Here is a 15,884-nt window from a genome sequence, read left to right as displayed (position 1 = left end):
AGTGTGGGAGGTGGCCGTCTGTAGGAGCGAGCTTGCTCGCGAAAAACGTCAACGATAACGCGCGCTTCCTGAATGAACGCGGTGCCTGTGAGTTTTTCGCGAGCAAGCTCGCTCCTACAAAAAGCTTTAACGATTTAAAAACTCAGTTCCAACCGGCACGATCCATCAAGCGGATCGCCTCGGCCTGACGCTTGCCCGCCACTTCCACCGGCAAAGTATCGGCCACGAACTTGCCCCAGGTCGCCACTTCGGCCGACGGCGGTACCGCCGGGTTGGCCGGGAACTCCTGGTTCACGTCGGCGAAAATCTTCTGCGCCTCGGGCGTGGTCATCCATTCCACCAGGGCCTTGGCCGCCGCCGGGTGTGGCGCGTGTTTGGTCAAGCCAATGCCCGACAGGTTCACATGCACGCCACGGTCGCCCTGGTTCGGCCAGAACAGCTTCACCGCCAGGTCCGGCTTCTGCTTGTGCAGGCGACCGTAGTAGTAAGTGTTGACGATACCCACGTCGCATTGCCCGGCGTTGATCGCCTCCAGCACGGCGATATCGTCGGAGAACACGTCGGTGGACAGGTTATTCACCCAGCCTTTGACGATTTCTTCGGTCTTGGCCGCGCCGTGGGTCTCGATCAGCGTGGCGGTCAGGGACTGGTTATAGACCTTTTTCGCCGTGCGCAGGCACAGGCGGCCTTCCCACTGTTTGTCGGCCAGGGCTTCGTAGGTGGTCAGGTCGCCCGGTTTTACCCGGTCGGTGGAATAGGCGATGGTCCGCGCGCGCAGGCTCAAACCGGTCCACGCATGGGCCGAGGAGCGGTATTGCAGCGGGATATTCTTGGCGATCACCTCGGAGGTGAACGGCTGCAGGATGCCCATCTGCTCGGCCTGCCAGAGGTTGCCGGCGTCGACGGTGAGCAGCAGGTCAGCGGTGGCATTTTCGCCCTCGGCCTTGATGCGCTGCATCAGCGGGGCTTCCTTGTCGGTGATGAACTTCACCTGTACGCCGGTCTTGCGGGTATAGGCGTCGAACACCGGCTTGATCAGTTCGTCGATGCGCGAGGAGTAGACCACCACTTCGTCGGCGGCCTGCGCGGTGGCGCTGCCGATCAGGGTGAGTGCCAGGGCAGTCAGGAGGCGCTTGGATGCCAACATGGGTGCGGTCTCTCATTTGCAAAAAGAGCGCAAATGATAAGGACTCACATTTGGTAACGCTTGGTGGAGGCGTTACCAGATGTTGCACGGTCGGAGACATGCGTGAAGGCTGGCGTCCTCATCGGGCATAGGTATCTACACAACCCAGCAGCGCCCAACCGTAACCACGATGCGAAGCGAGCCGCTCTTGATCTGCTTTTGATCTCAGGCGCCCCGTTAAACCACGCTGGCCGAACGCAGGCTTGAATCCGTGGGTAACCCGGCAGGACGCCGGGTTAGCCGCACTGGGCCAGGGATGGCCCATTGCGGCGGCCCACGGATTCAAGCCTGCGTTCGGGCACACCGAGCCTAAGCGAGGTGCCGAGTGGTGGGGCAAGAGCGTTTTGCTTACTTTTGCGCTTTTCAAAAGTGAGCCGCTGTAAGGGCGGAACCCATAGCAGCCGTTACCGCAGAAACGGATATGTACTCGGTCCAATCCAACATCCCGGCCAGCCCCGAGGCCCCCATCGGGGGCAAGCCCCCTCCCCACAGGGGGCCGCACTTCGGTTTACAGTTTGGCGAGGTCCGGGAGGTCGCCGGTCAGGCCCAAGGCCTGCCGTACAAACACTGCCTTGGCTTCGGGCATCTGGTCGACGATCTTCAACCCGGCATTGCGCAACCAGCGCAGCGGCAGTTGATCGGCCTGAAACAGGCGCTCGAAGCCTTCCATGGCCGCCATCAGCGCCAGGTTATGCGGCATGCGCCGACGTTCGTAGCGGCTCAGCACCTTCACATCCGCCAGACGCTCGCCACGCTCGGTCGCCGCCAGCAACACTTCGGCCAACACTGCGGCATCGAGGAACCCCAGGTTCACGCCCTGCCCCGCCAAGGGATGGATGACGTGGGCCGCATCGCCAATCAACGCCAGACCCTCGGCCACGTAGCGTTTGGCGTGGCGCTGACGCAACGGCACGCAGACGCGCGGGTCGGCGCTGATCACGTTGCCGAGGCGCCCTTCGAAGGCCCGCTCCAGCTCACGGCAGAAGCACTCATCGTCCAGGGCCATCAAACGCTCGGACTCCGCCGGCGTGGTCGACCATACGATCGAGCACCAGTCCTCCTGCCCATCGCGCACCAGCGGCAGGAATGCCAGCGGGCCCGTGTCGGTGAAGCGTTGCCACGCCGTGCGCTGGTGCGGCTGGCTGCTGCGTACGCTGGTCACGATGGCGTTGTGCAGGTAGTCCCATTCACGGGTGGGGGTGCCGGTCAGGCGGCGCACTGCGGAGTTGGCGCCGTCGGCGGCGACCACCAGCGGTGCGCGCAGCTTGCGCCCATCGGCCAGGGTCAGCAGCCATTCATCGCCGGAACGGCGCATCTGCTCCAGGCGCGCATGGGCCAGCAGCCCCAGATCACAATCATGCAGGCGGTCCAGCAAGGCATCCTGGATCACACGGTTCTCGACGATATGCCCCAGCACCTCGGCATGCACGCTGGCCGCCGAGAAGTGGATCTGCCCGGTGCCGCTGCCGTCCCACACTTGCATCTGGCCATAGGGGCTGGCGCGGCGCTCGACGATGCCGTTCCACACGCCAAGGCGTTCGAGAATGCGCTGGCTGGCGGCGGACAGCGCACTCACCCGCGGTTCAAACGCCGCCGCCGGTTCGAACGGCTTGACGCTCAACGGGCTGCCGTCAAGCAGCAATACCTGCAGGCCACTGCCCTGCAACGCCAGCGCCAGGGCGCTTCCGACCATTCCGGCCCCGACAATCAGCACATCTGCGCGCATGTCCATAGTCAAGCCTGTCTCGCTGGCGGCTTGCGCCGCACGTAAAGGGTTTTGTCGACCCGCGCCACCAGGGTGCCGGAGCCGTCATGAATCTGGACCTTGAGCCGAGGCAAATATTTCTCGCCATCGGCGGTCTGTCGACGAACCTCATCGAGCAGGGCGTCGTCGATGGAAAACTCGGCATACACCGGGCCTTTGCCCGGCGAGATGAAGTCGATGCTGGCGGCCTTGTCCCACACAATGTAATCGCGGCCCAGGTTCTCCATCAGCATCAGCATGTAGAACGGGTCGACCATCGAATACAGGCTGCCGCCGAACTGGGTGCCCACATAGTTGCGGTTATACCAGCCCAGGCCCATGCGCACCTTGACGTGACGAAAGTCGGCGCTCATCTGCTGCACGCTGACCCCGGCGCCCAGGTACGGCGGATAGAGCGTCATCACCCAGCGCAGCAGCCGCGCCTTGCCCAGGCGCTGGATCAGCCACTTACGCATCGGGGCGCGTACCCAGGCCCATGGCCTGGCGGGCGAACCAGCGCTTGGCCGGCGGCAGCAGGTCCAGGCCGAGCAGGCCCATGTTGCGCCCCAGCGCCACCAATGGTTGGCCGCTGCCGAACAGGCGCGTGACCTGGTCGGAGAAACCCACCGTCAGTTGCTGGTCCAGGCGCTGGCGCTCGCGGTAGCGCTGCAGCGTCGCCAGGTCGCCCGGCACGGCAGGCCCGGCCAGCAAGGCTTCGGCCAGGGCGTTGGCGTCGCGCAGGGACAGGTTGAAACCCTGCCCGGCGATCGGGTGCAGGCTGTGCGCCGCATTGCCGAGGACCACCAGGTGCGAGCGGACTTGCTCTTCCGCTTCCACCAGGGTCAGCGGATACAGATGCCGCGCGCCTACCTGCTTCAGGGTGCCCAGGCGATAGCCGAACACGCCCTGCAATTCGCTGAGGAAACTGCGCTCGTCAAGGCCCGCCAGGCGCTCGGCGTCCATGCCCATGCGGGTCCAGACCAGTGCGCAGCGGTTGTCGGGCAGCGGCAGCAAGGCCATCGGTCCTTCATCGGTGAAGCGCTCGAACGCTTCGCCATTATGGGCTTCGCTCGGGGTAATGTTGGCGATCAGCGCGCTCTGGTTGTACGGGCGCGTCTTGACGCCGATGCCCAGTTGTTCGCGCAGGCCCGAGCGGCCGCCGTCGGCCAGTACCGCGAGGTCGCATTCGAGCACGGTTTCATCGTTGAGGGTCAGGCGGTAGCCATCAGGCAGCGGCTCCATGCGCGTGACTTCCGCCGGGCAGCGCCAGCTCACCACCTCTTTATCCAGGCCTTGCCACAGGCATTGGCCCAGCCAGGCGTTTTCCACCACGTAACCGAGGGCCGGCACGCCCTCTTCCAGGGCTGACAGACGCGCGGTGGAGAAACGTCCACGGTCGGACACATGAATCTGCTTGATCGGCTCGGCGCGACGGGAAATGTCCTGCCACACGCCCAGGCGCTGATAGATCTGCCGCGCACCAAAGGACAGCGCCGAGGAACGCGCATCGTAGCTCGGCTGATAGCTGTCGCCGGGCGCGAAGGGCTCGATCAGTGCGATTTTCCACCCTCGCACCTTGGCCCCGGCCTGCAACGCCAGCGCCAGGCTGGCGCCCACCAGGCCACCGCCGATGATCGCCAGGTTGACCCGGCTCATCGGGCAGCCGCCATCAGCGCTTCGATCTCGGCCACCGTCTTGGGCACCGCGCCGGTCAGAATTTCACAGCCTTGCTTGGTCACTATCACGTCGTCCTCGATGCGTACGCCAATGCCACGCCACTTCTTCGCTACGTTCTGGTTATCCGGTGAAATATAGATCCCCGGCTCCACGGTCAAGGCCATGCCGACTTCCAACACGCGCCATTCACCGCCGACTTTGTACTCGCCCACATCATGCACATCCATGCCCAGCCAATGGCCGGCGCGATGCATATAAAAGGCGCGGTAGGCTTCGCTGGCGATCAGTTCGTCAACCTCGCCCTGCAGCAACCCCAGCCTGACCAGCCCGGCCGTGATGACCTGCACGGTCGCCTCATGCGCCTGGTTCCAATGCTTGTTCGGCGCGATCTGCGCGAAGGCGGCTTCCTGAGAGGCCAGCACAATCTCGTAGATCGCCTTTTGCTCGGGCGAAAACCTGCCGTTGACCGGCCAGGTGCGAGTGATGTCACTGGCGTAGCAGTCGATCTCGCAACCGGCGTCGATCAATACCAGGTCACCGTCCTTGAGCAGCGCGTCATTCTGCTGGTAATGCAGGATGCAGCTGTTGCGCCCGGCCGCCACGATGGAGCCATACGCCGGCATTTTCGCGCCACCCTTGCGGAACTCGTAGTCCAGCTCGGCCTCCAGGCTGAACTCATGCAGGCCGGCACGGCTGGTCTGCATCGCGCGCACATGGGCGCCGCAGGAAATTCGCGCCGCCTCGCGCATCACCTTCACTTCCGCCGCCGATTTATACAGGCGCATGTCGTGCAGCAAGTGATCCAGGGCAACGAATTCGTTCGGCGGCTGGGCCCCCAGGTGCGCCTTGGAGCGGATCACGTTGATCCACTCCATCACATGCCGGTCGAATTCGGCATTGCTGCCCATGGCCGAATACACCCGGTCGCGGCCTTCAATCAGGCCGGGCAGGATGTCGTCGATATCGGTAATGGGAAACGCGTCGTCAGCGCCAAAATCGCGGATCGCGCCTTCGGTACCGGCGCGCAGGCCGTCCCACAATTCGCGTTCGGCATTGCGTTCGCGGCAGAACATTATGTACTCGCCATGCTGGCGACCGGGCATCAGCACGATCACCGCCTGCGGTTCGGGGAAGCCGCTCAGGTACTGGAAGTCGCTGTCCTGGCGGTAGACATGTTCCACATCACGGTTGCGGATCGCCACGGCGGCGGCCGGCAGGATCGCGATGCTGTTGGGTTCCATCTGCGCCATGAGCGCCTTGCGGCGACGGGTGTATTCCGCTTTGGGGATATGGATCATGGGCAGACGGGCTTCCTTTTTCAGTGCAGCGACGGCTTGGGCGCCGCAGGTTCAGCGGACTTCCTGGTCTCGGTGAACAGCAGCAACGGCGCAACGCGCAGGTATTCCATGACTTCCATGTAGTCACCCTCGCCGTCTTCGGATTCTTCCAGGGCGTCTTGCACCTGGGAGATGGCTGCCAGGTCCTGCAACACTTCCTTGGCGTCGGTGCTCAGTTCCAGGCCGCCGGCATTCACGCCGAAACCGTGGAGGAAGCCCTGGCACCATTGGCCCAGTGCAGCGGCGCGCTCGGCGAGCGGTGCCTCGTCGGTCGGCAGCAGCAGGACCACGGTGACGTCATCACCGGTCAGCTCGCCCTTGACCATCTCTTGCAGGCCGATCAGCGCGTTACGCACGTTCTCGGTCGGTTCGGTTTCCAGCAGCTCGGCCACATCGGCCAGCCAGTTGTCGGCATCGAAGCCCACGCCGGTGCAACTGCGGCCCAACAGCACGCCGTGCAGTTCGGCAGGCGAGCAAGGATGACCGCTGGTGCTCAGCAGTTTGGAAAAAGCGTCGTACGGGGAGTTCTGAATGGGCATGGTGAGCTAGGCGCCAGACGGCGCAATGTCTAGAATGGAGCGCTGTATCCTAGCACCGGCAGACGCACCAAGACTATCGAGGGCGTCAGATCGTTTATCCTGAAGTTGCCATTCATCAGACAAAATCCAGTGGAACCCAATGGAAGACACCGACCTGCAAGCGCTGATGGCCAGACTCGAACTGCTAATTGATCGGGTCGAGCAACTTAAGAGTCAAAACGGACTCCTATTAGCTCAGGAAAAGACCTGGCGCGAGGAACGCGCTCACCTCATTGAAAAAAACGAAATCGCCCGGCGTAAGGTCGAATCGATGATTTCGCGCCTGAAGGCCCTGGAGCAAGACTCATGAGTTCAAGCAATAGCGTTACCGTGCAGATCCTCGACAAAGAGTATTCGATCATCTGCCCCCAGGAGGAGCGCAGCAACCTGGTGAGCGCTGCCCGCTACCTGGATGGCAAGATGCGTGAAATCCGCAGCAGCGGCAAAGTGATCGGCGCCGACCGCATCGCCGTGATGGCTGCGCTGAACATTACCCACGACCTGCTGCACAAGCAGGAACGCCCTGACGCGCAGGCCAGCGGCTCGACCCGCGAGCAGGTGCGTGACCTGCTCGAACGCGTCGACCTGGCGCTTTCCACCGATTCCGACGCACCCAAGGGCTGATTGCCGAGTCTGTTTAAGGTATACTCGCCTCACTCCCTGGCGTGTTTGCCAGTCGGCGATGTCCCGGAGCCGATTCGCACTACCCTGGAAGTTGCACGTTGGGCTGGTGTGCATGTCCGCTAGACGGAAAGCCTTAAAGCCTACTGCTTCTTCCACCTTGAACTTTCGGGTTCAAGGGCTTAGTCGACAGCGGCTCTGCCGGGGAGCCTGAATTCCCAAACTCAATGCCAGTCTTCGGACTGGCATTGTTTTATGAGCCGAACAGCCATGACCGAACCTGCGCCGCTTTCCCGTCCGCAACTTCGACGCCTGTTGCGCAAAGCACGCCGCGCTCTGACACCGAGCGAGCAGCGTCAGGCCGCGCAAGGTCTTTACCGGCAACTGGCACAGCACCCGCTGTTTCGCCGGGCCAGACATATTTCCCTGTATCTACCGACGGACGGTGAAATCGATCCGCGTCTGCTGCTGCGCGCTGCCCAGCGCCGGGGCAAGGCCACCTACCTGCCCGTACTGAGTGCGTGGCCGCGTACCAAAATGGTGTTCCAGCGCGTGCGGCCTGGGGATAAGTTGCTGCCCAACCGCTTTCGTATTCTCGAGCCTCGGGCCGATGCCCACCGCCAACGCAAAGTGTGGGCGCTGGACCTGGTGCTGCTGCCGCTGGTGGGGTTCGATAATGAGGGTGGGCGATTGGGCATGGGCGGCGGCTTCTATGACCGCAGCCTGGCTTACCTCGCCAGGCGCAACACGTGGCGCAAGCCGACGCTGCTGGGGTTGGCCCATGAATGTCAGCAAGTCGATCGCTTGGCGCAGGCGAGTTGGGACGTGCCGCTGGCGGGCACTGTCACCGAAAAGCAATGGTATGTAGCAGAAACGCCGCTGGAACCAGCGACGCTTTAAATCGCGTTAACGCTTGAATTGCTGCTGCACAGGCGAAAGCTCAACCGGTGCATCGGTCTTGTTCGACCACAAGCTCTGGGCATACCCGGTGGTCACGACACCCAGACCAAACAAAATAACCAATATCCATAGTAAATCCGGTTTACGTTGCATCGATTGCCCCCCTTCAGGCATCTCGTACACGATGACAACAACGTTCCAAAGTAGTCCGTTGCAGCTGCGCCAAGCTTGAAGCCCGGCATTCTGCGGTAACGTGAACCAACACGCAAACCTTGACGCCAACCGACTGTCGGTTTGTCATGGGATTGCCCGACAACTTGCCCAATGCCTTTTTCAGGAGCGCAAAAATGGCCTACTGGTTGATGAAATCCGAGCCCGACGAACTCTCGATCAAAGGCCTGGAAACGCTCGGTGAAGCCCGTTGGGACGGGGTGCGCAATTACCAGGCGCGCAACTTCTTGCGGGCCATGGCGGTGGGCGACGAATTCTTCTTCTACCACTCCAGCTGCCCCGAGCCAGGCATTGCCGGCATCGGCAAAATCGTCAAGGCCGCCTATCCTGATCCCACCGCACTGGAACCAGAAAGCCACTATTTCGATGCCAAGGCCACCCCGGAAAAAAACCCGTGGAGCGCAATTGACGTCACGCACGTGCAGACCTTTCCCAAGGTGCTGGGCCTGGGCTACCTGAAACAGCAGGCCGCGCTGGCCGAACTGCCTCTGGTGCAAAAAGGCAGCCGGCTCTCGGTGATGCCGGTCACTGCCGAACAATGGGCGGCAGTCCTGGCGTTGCGTTGAAGGGTTACTGAATGATCAGGTTGTTGAACAACAGGTCTTCCACCATCGGCTTGCCGGTCTCATCGTTCATCACCTGCTGCGTCTGTTTCAACGCTTCCTGGCGCAGCTTTTCCTTGCCTTCAACCGTGCTCATGGCTTCGTTGGTCTGCTGGGTAAACAGTGCCACCAGTTGGTTGCGAATCAACGCATCATTGGCTTTGACCGCTGCGGCGGCTTCGGTGCCGGTGACGCGCAAGGCGATGTCGGCCTTGAATACCTTGAGTTTTGCCGTGCCATCCAGGCCGTAGTTGCCCACAAACGGCGGCGTCAGGCTGATATAGCTGACCTTCGGCGCCTCGCCCTCTTTGGCCTCTTTGGCTTCTTCGGCCTGGGCGACCATCGGCAAGGTCAGGGCCAGCATCAACAGGATCCACGCTTTCACAGTTCATTCCTCGAATTCGGTTGCCGGGTAGCATAACGCTAGCAAGGCTGAGCACAAGCTTATGGGGGCTTATCAGGCGCGGGCATGCTTGTTGACCCACGGGCGTACCCTCCTACACTTATCGGCCACGACGCCAAAAGGAATAGTCCGATGAAAGCTGTGCTGTGCAAAGCCTTCGGCCCCGCCGAAACCCTGGTGCTGGAAGAGATCGCCAGCCCCGCGATCAAGAAGAACGAAGTCCTGCTGGACGTGCACGCGGCCGGGGTGAATTTTCCGGACACCCTGATCATCGAGGGTAAATACCAGTTCAAGCCGCCCTTCCCGTTTTCCCCGGGTGGCGAAGCGGCGGGCGTGGTGAGTGACGTCGGGGAGAAGGTCAGCCACTTGAAAGTTGGTGATCGCGTGATGGCCCTGACCGGCTGGGGCAGTTTTGCCGAGCAGGTGGCGGTGCCGGGCTATAACGTGCTGCCGATCCCGCCGAGCATGGACTTCAACACCGCCGCCGCCTTCAGCATGACCTACGGCACCTCGATGCACGCGCTGAAGCAGCGGGCCAACCTGCAACCCGGCGAAACCCTGCTGGTGCTCGGCGCTTCCGGTGGCGTGGGCCTGGCCGCCGTGGAAATCGGCAAGGCCATGGGCGCCCGGGTGATCGCCGCCGCCAGCAGCGCCGACAAACTCGCGGTGGCCAAGGCGGCCGGCGCCGATGAGTTGATCAATTACAGCGAAGCCAACCTCAAGGATGAGGTCAAACGCCTCACCGACGGCAACGGCGCCGATGTGATCTACGATCCGGTGGGCGGTGACCTGTTTGACCAGGCGATCCGTTCGATCGCCTGGAATGGCCGTCTGTTGGTAGTGGGCTTTGCCAGCGGGCGCATCCCCGAATTGCCGGTGAACCTGGCACTGCTCAAGGGCGCGGCGGTGGTGGGCGTATTCTGGGGCTCGTTTGCCCAGCGTCAGCCGCAGGACAATGCGGCCAATTTTCAGCAACTGTTCACCTGGTATGCCGAGGGCAAGTTGAAGCCGTTGGTGTCGCAGGTGTACCCGCTGGAACAGGCGGCCCAGGCGATCAATGACCTGGGGCAGCGCAAGGCGGTGGGTAAGGTTGTGGTGCAAATCCGCTGACCGAAGTGGAATGCAGCCCAAATGTGGGAGGGGGTTTGCCCCCGATAGCAGTGGGTCAGCCAGCAATGACTAACCTGATACACCACCATCGGGGGCAAGCCCCCTCCCACGTTTGATCCTCAACGACCCACACTTACCTATTTGCGACATGTTCATAAGAGAACATGCAATTGCTCCCATTTCCTGTGTTTGCGGATAAGAGGCGATGCTATTTTCGGTAACGAAACTGTAACATTCGCATCCGCAGTCAAAACAAGAAATTTGGAGCCCTTGAATGTTTGCTTTCTTCCGACCTGCCGCACACCAGGCGCCCCTGCCTGAAGAAAAAATAGACAGCACCTACCGACGCCTGCGCTGGCAGATCTTCGCCGGTATTTTCTTCGGTTACGCCGGCTATTACCTGCTGCGCAAAAACTTCTCCCTGGCCATGCCGTACCTGATCGACGAGGGCTACACCCGCGGTGAGCTGGGCCTGGCGATGTCGGCCATCGCGATTGCCTACGGCCTGTCCAAGTTCCTCATGGGCCTGGTGTCCGACCGCTCCAACCCGCGTTACTTCCTGCCCTTCGGCCTGCTGGTGTCAGCGGGGGTGATGTTCATTTTCGGTTTCGCGCCTTGGGCGACGTCCAGCGTGACCATGATGTTCATTTTGCTGTTCATCAACGGTTGGGCCCAAGGCATGGGCTGGCCGCCAAGTGGGCGGACCATGGTGCACTGGTGGTCGCAGAAAGAACGCGGCGGCGTGGTCTCGGTGTGGAACGTGGCGCACAACGTCGGCGGCGGCCTGATCGGCCCGTTGTTCCTGCTCGGCATGGCCTGGTTCAATGACTGGCATGCGGCGTTCTACGTCCCGGCCACGGTGGCGCTGGCAGTGGCGGCGTTTGCCTTCATCACCATGCGCGACACGCCGCAATCGGTTGGCCTGCCGCCGATCGAGCAGTACAAGAACGACTACCCGGAAGGCTACGACGCCAGCCACGAAGACGAATTCAGCGCCAAGGAAATCTTCGTCAAGTACGTGCTGCGCAACAAAATGCTGTGGTACATCGCCCTCGCCAACGTGTTCGTCTACCTGCTGCGCTACGGCGTACTGGACTGGGCGCCGACCTACCTGAAAGAAGCCAAGCATTTCACGGTCGACAAGTCGTCCTGGGCGTATTTCTTTTACGAGTGGGCAGGTATCCCGGGCACGCTGCTGTGCGGCTGGATGTCGGACAAGATCTTCCGGGGCAATCGCGGCCTGACCGGCATCGTGTTCATGGCGCTGGTGACCGTGGCGACTCTGGTTTACTGGCTCAACCCGCCGGGCAACCCGATGGTCGACATGATTGCGCTGGTCTCCATCGGCTTTTTGATCTACGGCCCGGTGATGCTGATCGGCCTGCAGGCGCTGGAACTGGCACCGAAGAAAGCCGCCGGCACCGCGGCCGGCTTCACCGGCCTGTTCGGCTACCTGGGCGGTTCGGTGGCGGCGAGCGCGGCGATGGGCTACACCGTGGACCACTTCGGTTGGGACGGTGGTTTCGTGCTGCTGATCGGCGCGTGCGTGCTGGCGATCGCCTTCCTGATCCCGACGCTGTGGCACACCAACAGCGTCAGCTCGGCGCGCTAACTGCCCGGGCAATCCTTCGCACAACGCTTGAGCCGCGCCTCCAGGTTTTTATCTGGCATGGCGTGGCTACGCAGGGCGTTCACGGTCTGCTCGACATAATCGCGCGTGGTGCCGTAACGCCCGCAAGCGCTTTGCAGCACATGGTTCAGTACGATATCGGGCAAGTTGCCGGCATAGCTGGGCAAGTGCCGCTCCAGCACAAATCCCAACGCCTGCACCTGACTGCCATCTTCGAGGCGGCAACTGAGCCAGTGCGGCTTGTAGGAGGGGTAAGGCATTTCGCGTTGCCATAATGCATACAGCGAAGCCTCCAACTGATCTTCCGGCAAGCGGTAGGCAAACCCGCTGCACGAACCGCCCCGATCCAGCCCGAACACCAGGCCCGGCAACTCCGGCGTACCCCGATGCTCGTGGGACCACAGGTACAGGCCACGGTGATAACCGTGAACCCGTGCGCGCACCCGCTCGCTCGACGAACATTCAGGACGCCAGATCAGCGAACCATAGGCAAACAGCCAGACCGGCCCACCCTTATGCCGGGCCATGGTGGCCTGCATGGAGCTCATTAATTGTTCGTGAGTGAGTTGCGGCCCAAGATCGAGCCGCGGAGGGTAAGCCAACTGCAAAAGATCGGTTTCAATGGCGGTCATGGCGAAAAGCGTTGCGCCTCCTGTGTGCTACCAGTTGTAAGCGACTTTACCGTAATAAAACGCGCCGCTGTAACCGTACGGCGAAAAAGTGCTGTAGGCCAGGTTGCCGCCGCTGCTGGCGTAGGCATTGACCTTCTCGGGGTATTTATCGGTGACGTTGTCGCCGCCGAGGGTGAAGGTCCAGTTCTTCAACTTGTAGTCCGCCGACAGGTCCAGCACCCAGGCTGCCTTGAAGGTCTGGTCGTTGACCTTGTCCGCCTGGTAGCTGGTGAACTCACCATAGCGCACCAGGTTGCTGTGCAGCGCCCAATTGCCGAAGGTGAAGTCGTTGCCCAGGCTCAGCTTGTGCTGGGGCGTGGTATCGCCGAGCAAGCCGATGCGCTCGCGACGGTCCACCCGCACCAGGTTGGCGCCCAGGCTGTCGAGGACGGCCGGGTTGGCCTTCACATCGGTGACCTTGGTGTGGTTGTAGTTGTAGCCCACGGTGCTGTTCCAGCGGATACCGTTATCGAACAGATAGCGATAGTTGGCCACCAGGTCGACACCGTCGGTGCTGGTGTCGGTGGCGTTGGTGAAATAACGCGCTGTGGTGTAGTTGATATTGCCGACACCGTTGGCTTGCAGGTAGGCCACCGTCGCCGGATTGAGATTCAGGTTGGACGACAGGCTGATGCGGTCGCGTATGTCGATGCGATACACATCCAGTGTCACCGTCAGGTCGTCGGCAGGCTCCAGCACCAGGCCAAGGCTGTAGTTACGCGACTTTTCAGCCTTGAGGTCTTCGGCACCGAGCAGGCGCGCCACCTGGCTGTTGGCCGGGAACGTGCCGGCCTCCTGGATCGTATTACCGATCAATTGCGATGAGGTATAGGCGAAGTTCTGCTGGGCCAGGGACGGCGCGCGAAATCCATTGGAAATGCTGCCGCGCAACGCCACTTGCGGGGTGAAGTCGTAACGCGCCGACAGCGAACCGCTGAGGTTGGAGCCAAAATCGCTGTAGTCCTCATGGCGCACGGCGGCCGAGGCGCTGAGTTTTTCGGTGAAGTGGGTTTCCAAATCCAGGTATTGCGCCCAATTATGCCGCGTACTGGTGCCGGCATCGGCATCGCGGAACCCGCCAAGGCCAGAACTGCCGGTCTGGTAGTAGGACGCGGGCTCACCTGCCTGGATTTCATAGCCCTGATGCAAGTATTCACCGCCGAACGCCACGGAGACCGGGTACGGCAGCCAGCCCAGATCAAACTCGCGGGACAGGTCCAGGCTGACTTGCTTCTGCTCGTTGCTCAGGGTGCCGTTGTTGAATTTGCGCGGCGTCGCCAGGCCCAGGGAGGTGTTGATGGTTTCGGTGCCGAGCTCGTACTGATTCTTGCCGTAGTTGGCCGACAGGTCGTAGTGCCAGTCGTAGGCAAGCAGCCCGCGCAGGCCCACCACCAGCGAGGTGTCTTCCAGGTTGCCCTTGATCAGCGGCAGGTAGCCGTTGGGGTTGAGTACCGCAATATTGTTGGAAGCGTTGCTGGCGCGGTAGAACGCTGCCGTCTCGCCGCGGCGCTTGCTGTAGCCACCGAAACTGTAGAATTCGGCGGCATCGTTGAAGGAATATTCCGAGTTGAACTGGAATTTGCCCTCATTGGTGGCCGGCTCGCCTTGACGGAATACACGCTGGCCGTAGGTGGTGGAACCGACGCTGCCTGGGCGGTAATCATTGCCGGCACGGTTGGTGTAATCGTTGTCGGCACCTTCGGCCGACAGATTGATAAAGCCGTTTTCGCCCAATGCCAGGCCCGTATTGCCGCTGACATTACGCTGGATGCCGTCACCCTTTTTGTACCCGCCGAACCGGGTGGAGATCGAACCGCCCTGGTCGTCGTGCTTGAGGATCACGTTGATCACGCCGGCGATCGCGTCGGAGCCGTAACGTGCCGACGCGCCATCGCGCAGCACTTCGATGTGGTCCACCGCCGACAGTGGGATTGCATTCAGGTCCGCCGGTGCCGAACCGCGACCGACCGCACCGCCGAGGTTGACGAAAGCACTGGTATGACGGCGCTTGCCGTTGACCAGTACCAACACCTGGTCCGGTGACAAACCGCGCAACTGCGCCGGGCGTACCAGCTCGGCGCCATCCACCAGGCTTGGCCGTGGAAAGTTGATCGATGGGATCAGGCGCGCCAGCACAGCGCCCAGCTCGTCGGAGCCGGTACTGCGCAGGGTTTCGCCGGAGATCACATCGATTGGCGACAGCGAAGCACTGGCGGTGCGCTCCTGGGCGCGGGTGCCGGTCACGATGACCGTATCCAGTTGTGGCACATCGACGGCGGACGTTTCATCCGCAAGAACGGGATTGAATCCCACGGTGGTCAGCAAATTGGCCGACAAAATCGCCGTGTATAACGCGTGTTTTCTGTAGCTCCCCATACCGCTCCCTATGAATCAATTAATAGAACTTCAACGCTCTGAGTTCGTACGATCGATCCGGCTGGCGGGCGGTAGCGGTCAGTGATTGGTGGCTGTGGATGAAGTCGGTAGTCCGTTGGCATATAGCCTAAAGATATTCATCAAATAAAATAAATACCTTAAAAGAATAAGCGAATGCATAAGCACCCTCCCCCGCTCATCAGCCACCGCGACGGCAATCCGAGCGCTTTCAGCCCAGGTTCAGCCTGAGCAGCGGGCAATCCGCCAAAATGCCGCACACATCACGACCCACTTAGCCGCTCATCCAATCGACTATCGAGGCCGCCCATGCACAAAATCCGCTTGCCTGGCCTGTTGTTCCTGGCCCAGGCCACCACTGCACTGGCAGCTGAAACCCCACCGGCAAACGACGACAAAGGCTTCTGGTACGCGCAGACCAGCGTCTACACCCGGCATTTCGCGCCCGACCCCGAGCACAACAACCAGCAAAACCTGCTGGGACTGGAGCGCAACGAAGCGTCGGGCCTGGTCTATGGCGCGGCGACCTTTCGCAACTCGTTCAGGCAACGCGCCTACTACGCATACGCCGGCAAGCGCTATGACATGGCCGAGTACCCGGTGTACCTGAAGGTCACGGGTGGGGCGATCCAGGGTTATCGCGGCAAGTACCGTGACAAGATCCCCCTGAACCGTTATGGCGTGGCGCCCGTCATCATCCCGTCCGTGGGCACGCATTACGGGCCGATGGCGGCAGAACTGGTGTTGCTGGGGTTCAATGCAGCGATGGTGACGACTGGACTAAGATTCTGAACGGGCGC

Annotated in this window: 17 protein-coding genes and 1 other RNA gene; 8 read left to right on the top strand and 10 right to left on the bottom strand. The window is 61.7% G+C overall.

Going from position 1 to position 15,884, the window contains the following annotated elements; genetic code table 11:
• Positions 1-142 precede the first annotated feature (142 nt).
• The 6 genes from BFQ00_RS16855 to BFQ00_RS16830 all read right to left on the bottom strand — a co-directional run bounded on the left by BFQ00_RS16855 (position 143) and on the right by BFQ00_RS16830 (position 6,483).
• Positions 143-1,147 (bottom strand): extracellular solute-binding protein, encoded by a 1,005-nt coding sequence (locus BFQ00_RS16855; RefSeq protein ID WP_065934164.1) that lies wholly within the window; start codon positions 1,145-1,147, stop codon positions 143-145.
• Between the two features lie 547 nt (positions 1,148-1,694).
• Positions 1,695-2,912 carry a 2-octaprenyl-3-methyl-6-methoxy-1,4-benzoquinol hydroxylase gene (locus BFQ00_RS16850; RefSeq protein WP_170827569.1) on the bottom strand — a complete coding sequence of 406 codons (1,218 nt, stop codon included), beginning with the start codon at positions 2,910-2,912 and terminating at the stop codon, positions 1,695-1,697.
• 8 nt (positions 2,913-2,920) lie between these two features.
• Positions 2,921-3,406, bottom strand: coding sequence for a DUF4442 domain-containing protein (locus BFQ00_RS16845; RefSeq protein ID WP_065887025.1), 486 nt, complete (start codon positions 3,404-3,406; stop codon positions 2,921-2,923).
• Complete coding sequence (gene ubiH, locus BFQ00_RS16840; protein WP_065934162.1) at positions 3,399-4,586, bottom strand: 2-octaprenyl-6-methoxyphenyl hydroxylase; 1,188 nt, start codon at positions 4,584-4,586, stop codon at positions 3,399-3,401. The genes BFQ00_RS16845 and ubiH overlap by 8 nt, the downstream gene beginning before the upstream one ends.
• The gene (gene pepP / locus BFQ00_RS16835) at positions 4,583-5,905 is read right to left on the bottom strand and encodes a Xaa-Pro aminopeptidase (RefSeq protein ID WP_065934161.1); all 1,323 of its coding nucleotides are present in this window, start codon (positions 5,903-5,905) and stop codon (positions 4,583-4,585) included. Before pepP ends, ubiH begins: the two co-directional genes overlap by 4 nt.
• A gap of 20 nt (positions 5,906-5,925) precedes the next feature.
• Positions 5,926-6,483 (bottom strand): YecA/YgfB family protein, encoded by a 558-nt coding sequence (locus BFQ00_RS16830; protein WP_065934160.1) that lies wholly within the window; start codon positions 6,481-6,483, stop codon positions 5,926-5,928.
• 139 nt (positions 6,484-6,622) lie between these two features.
• Here BFQ00_RS16830 and BFQ00_RS16825 point away from each other — a divergent pair, with 139 nt between their 5' ends.
• The 4 genes from BFQ00_RS16825 to BFQ00_RS16810 all read left to right on the top strand — a co-directional run bounded on the left by BFQ00_RS16825 (position 6,623) and on the right by BFQ00_RS16810 (position 8,043).
• Complete coding sequence (locus BFQ00_RS16825; protein WP_003177365.1) at positions 6,623-6,832, top strand: TIGR02449 family protein; 210 nt, start codon at positions 6,623-6,625, stop codon at positions 6,830-6,832.
• Positions 6,829-7,146 (top strand): cell division protein ZapA, encoded by a 318-nt coding sequence (locus BFQ00_RS16820; RefSeq protein ID WP_065887022.1) that lies wholly within the window; start codon positions 6,829-6,831, stop codon positions 7,144-7,146. Before BFQ00_RS16825 ends, BFQ00_RS16820 begins: the two co-directional genes overlap by 4 nt.
• Positions 7,147-7,176: 30 nt before the next feature.
• Positions 7,177-7,355: non-coding RNA, 6S RNA (gene ssrS, locus BFQ00_RS16815), on the top strand.
• Between the two features lie 58 nt (positions 7,356-7,413).
• A complete protein-coding gene (locus tag BFQ00_RS16810) occupies positions 7,414-8,043 on the top strand; it encodes a 5-formyltetrahydrofolate cyclo-ligase (RefSeq protein ID WP_065934159.1) in 630 nt (209 codons plus the stop codon).
• 6 nt (positions 8,044-8,049) lie between these two features.
• On the opposite strand, the gene BFQ00_RS29680 is transcribed toward BFQ00_RS16810, so the two are convergent.
• The gene (locus tag BFQ00_RS29680) at positions 8,050-8,196 is read right to left on the bottom strand and encodes a hypothetical protein (protein WP_015886446.1); all 147 of its coding nucleotides are present in this window, start codon (positions 8,194-8,196) and stop codon (positions 8,050-8,052) included.
• Between the two features lie 194 nt (positions 8,197-8,390).
• On the opposite strand from BFQ00_RS29680, the gene BFQ00_RS16805 reads away from it, so the two are divergent.
• Positions 8,391-8,840, top strand: a complete 450-nt coding sequence (locus BFQ00_RS16805; RefSeq protein ID WP_065934158.1) for an EVE domain-containing protein — start codon at positions 8,391-8,393, stop codon at positions 8,838-8,840.
• 4 nt (positions 8,841-8,844) lie between these two features.
• Here BFQ00_RS16805 and BFQ00_RS16800 read toward each other — a convergent pair whose 3' ends face one another.
• The gene (locus tag BFQ00_RS16800; RefSeq protein ID WP_065893899.1) at positions 8,845-9,261 is read right to left on the bottom strand and encodes a flagellar basal body-associated FliL family protein; all 417 of its coding nucleotides are present in this window, start codon (positions 9,259-9,261) and stop codon (positions 8,845-8,847) included.
• A gap of 150 nt (positions 9,262-9,411) precedes the next feature.
• On the opposite strand from BFQ00_RS16800, the gene BFQ00_RS16795 reads away from it, so the two are divergent.
• Positions 9,412-10,389, top strand: a complete 978-nt coding sequence (locus BFQ00_RS16795; protein ID WP_065893900.1) for an NADPH:quinone oxidoreductase family protein — start codon at positions 9,412-9,414, stop codon at positions 10,387-10,389.
• A gap of 274 nt (positions 10,390-10,663) precedes the next feature.
• Entirely contained in the window at positions 10,664-12,001 is a 1,338-nt protein-coding gene (glpT, locus tag BFQ00_RS16790; protein WP_065887017.1) for a glycerol-3-phosphate transporter, read from the top strand.
• Here the strand turns inward: glpT and BFQ00_RS16785 are convergent.
• Both BFQ00_RS16785 and BFQ00_RS16780 read right to left on the bottom strand, forming a co-directional pair.
• Positions 11,998-12,651 (bottom strand): gamma-glutamylcyclotransferase, encoded by a 654-nt coding sequence (locus BFQ00_RS16785; RefSeq protein WP_065887016.1) that lies wholly within the window; start codon positions 12,649-12,651, stop codon positions 11,998-12,000. The two genes, glpT and BFQ00_RS16785, sit on opposite strands and share 4 nt — an antisense overlap.
• Before the next feature lie 27 nt (positions 12,652-12,678).
• The gene (locus tag BFQ00_RS16780) at positions 12,679-15,066 is read right to left on the bottom strand and encodes a TonB-dependent receptor plug domain-containing protein (protein ID WP_065934157.1); all 2,388 of its coding nucleotides are present in this window, start codon (positions 15,064-15,066) and stop codon (positions 12,679-12,681) included.
• A gap of 327 nt (positions 15,067-15,393) precedes the next feature.
• Between BFQ00_RS16780 and BFQ00_RS16775 the strand changes: the two genes are divergently transcribed.
• Positions 15,394-15,876 (top strand): sn-glycerol-3-phosphate transporter, encoded by a 483-nt coding sequence (locus tag BFQ00_RS16775; protein WP_065934156.1) that lies wholly within the window; start codon positions 15,394-15,396, stop codon positions 15,874-15,876.
• Positions 15,877-15,884 lie beyond the last annotated feature (8 nt).

Source organism: Pseudomonas sp. 28 E 9, assembly GCF_900004785.1.
GTDB classification, from domain to species: domain Bacteria; phylum Pseudomonadota; class Gammaproteobacteria; order Pseudomonadales; family Pseudomonadaceae; genus Aquipseudomonas; species Aquipseudomonas orientalis_A.
Note: the sequence above shows the minus strand (reverse complement) of the source record. Positions and strands in the feature narration are given on the sequence as shown.

Excerpts from the sequence above, each read along its gene's own strand:
- BFQ00_RS16855 (WP_065934164.1), bottom strand. The coding sequence starts at position 1,147 with ATGTTGGCATCCAAGCGCCTCCTGACTGCCCTGGCACTCACCCTGATC.
- BFQ00_RS16850 (WP_170827569.1), bottom strand. The coding sequence starts at position 2,912 with ATGCGCGCAGATGTGCTGATTGTCGGGGCCGGAATGGTCGGAAGCGCC.
- BFQ00_RS16845 (WP_065887025.1), bottom strand. The coding sequence starts at position 3,406 with ATGCGTAAGTGGCTGATCCAGCGCCTGGGCAAGGCGCGGCTGCTGCGC.
- ubiH (WP_065934162.1), bottom strand. The coding sequence starts at position 4,586 with ATGAGCCGGGTCAACCTGGCGATCATCGGCGGTGGCCTGGTGGGCGCC.
- pepP (WP_065934161.1), bottom strand. The coding sequence starts at position 5,905 with ATGATCCATATCCCCAAAGCGGAATACACCCGTCGCCGCAAGGCGCTC.
- BFQ00_RS16830 (WP_065934160.1), bottom strand. The coding sequence starts at position 6,483 with ATGCCCATTCAGAACTCCCCGTACGACGCTTTTTCCAAACTGCTGAGC.
- BFQ00_RS16825 (WP_003177365.1), top strand. The coding sequence starts at position 6,623 with ATGGAAGACACCGACCTGCAAGCGCTGATGGCCAGACTCGAACTGCTA.
- BFQ00_RS16820 (WP_065887022.1), top strand. The coding sequence starts at position 6,829 with ATGAGTTCAAGCAATAGCGTTACCGTGCAGATCCTCGACAAAGAGTAT.
- BFQ00_RS16810 (WP_065934159.1), top strand. The coding sequence starts at position 7,414 with ATGACCGAACCTGCGCCGCTTTCCCGTCCGCAACTTCGACGCCTGTTG.
- BFQ00_RS29680 (WP_015886446.1), bottom strand. The coding sequence starts at position 8,196 with ATGCAACGTAAACCGGATTTACTATGGATATTGGTTATTTTGTTTGGT.
- BFQ00_RS16805 (WP_065934158.1), top strand. The coding sequence starts at position 8,391 with ATGGCCTACTGGTTGATGAAATCCGAGCCCGACGAACTCTCGATCAAA.
- BFQ00_RS16795 (WP_065893900.1), top strand. The coding sequence starts at position 9,412 with ATGAAAGCTGTGCTGTGCAAAGCCTTCGGCCCCGCCGAAACCCTGGTG.
- glpT (WP_065887017.1), top strand. The coding sequence starts at position 10,664 with ATGTTTGCTTTCTTCCGACCTGCCGCACACCAGGCGCCCCTGCCTGAA.
- BFQ00_RS16785 (WP_065887016.1), bottom strand. The coding sequence starts at position 12,651 with ATGACCGCCATTGAAACCGATCTTTTGCAGTTGGCTTACCCTCCGCGG.
- BFQ00_RS16780 (WP_065934157.1), bottom strand. The coding sequence starts at position 15,066 with ATGGGGAGCTACAGAAAACACGCGTTATACACGGCGATTTTGTCGGCC.
- BFQ00_RS16775 (WP_065934156.1), top strand. The coding sequence starts at position 15,394 with ATGCACAAAATCCGCTTGCCTGGCCTGTTGTTCCTGGCCCAGGCCACC.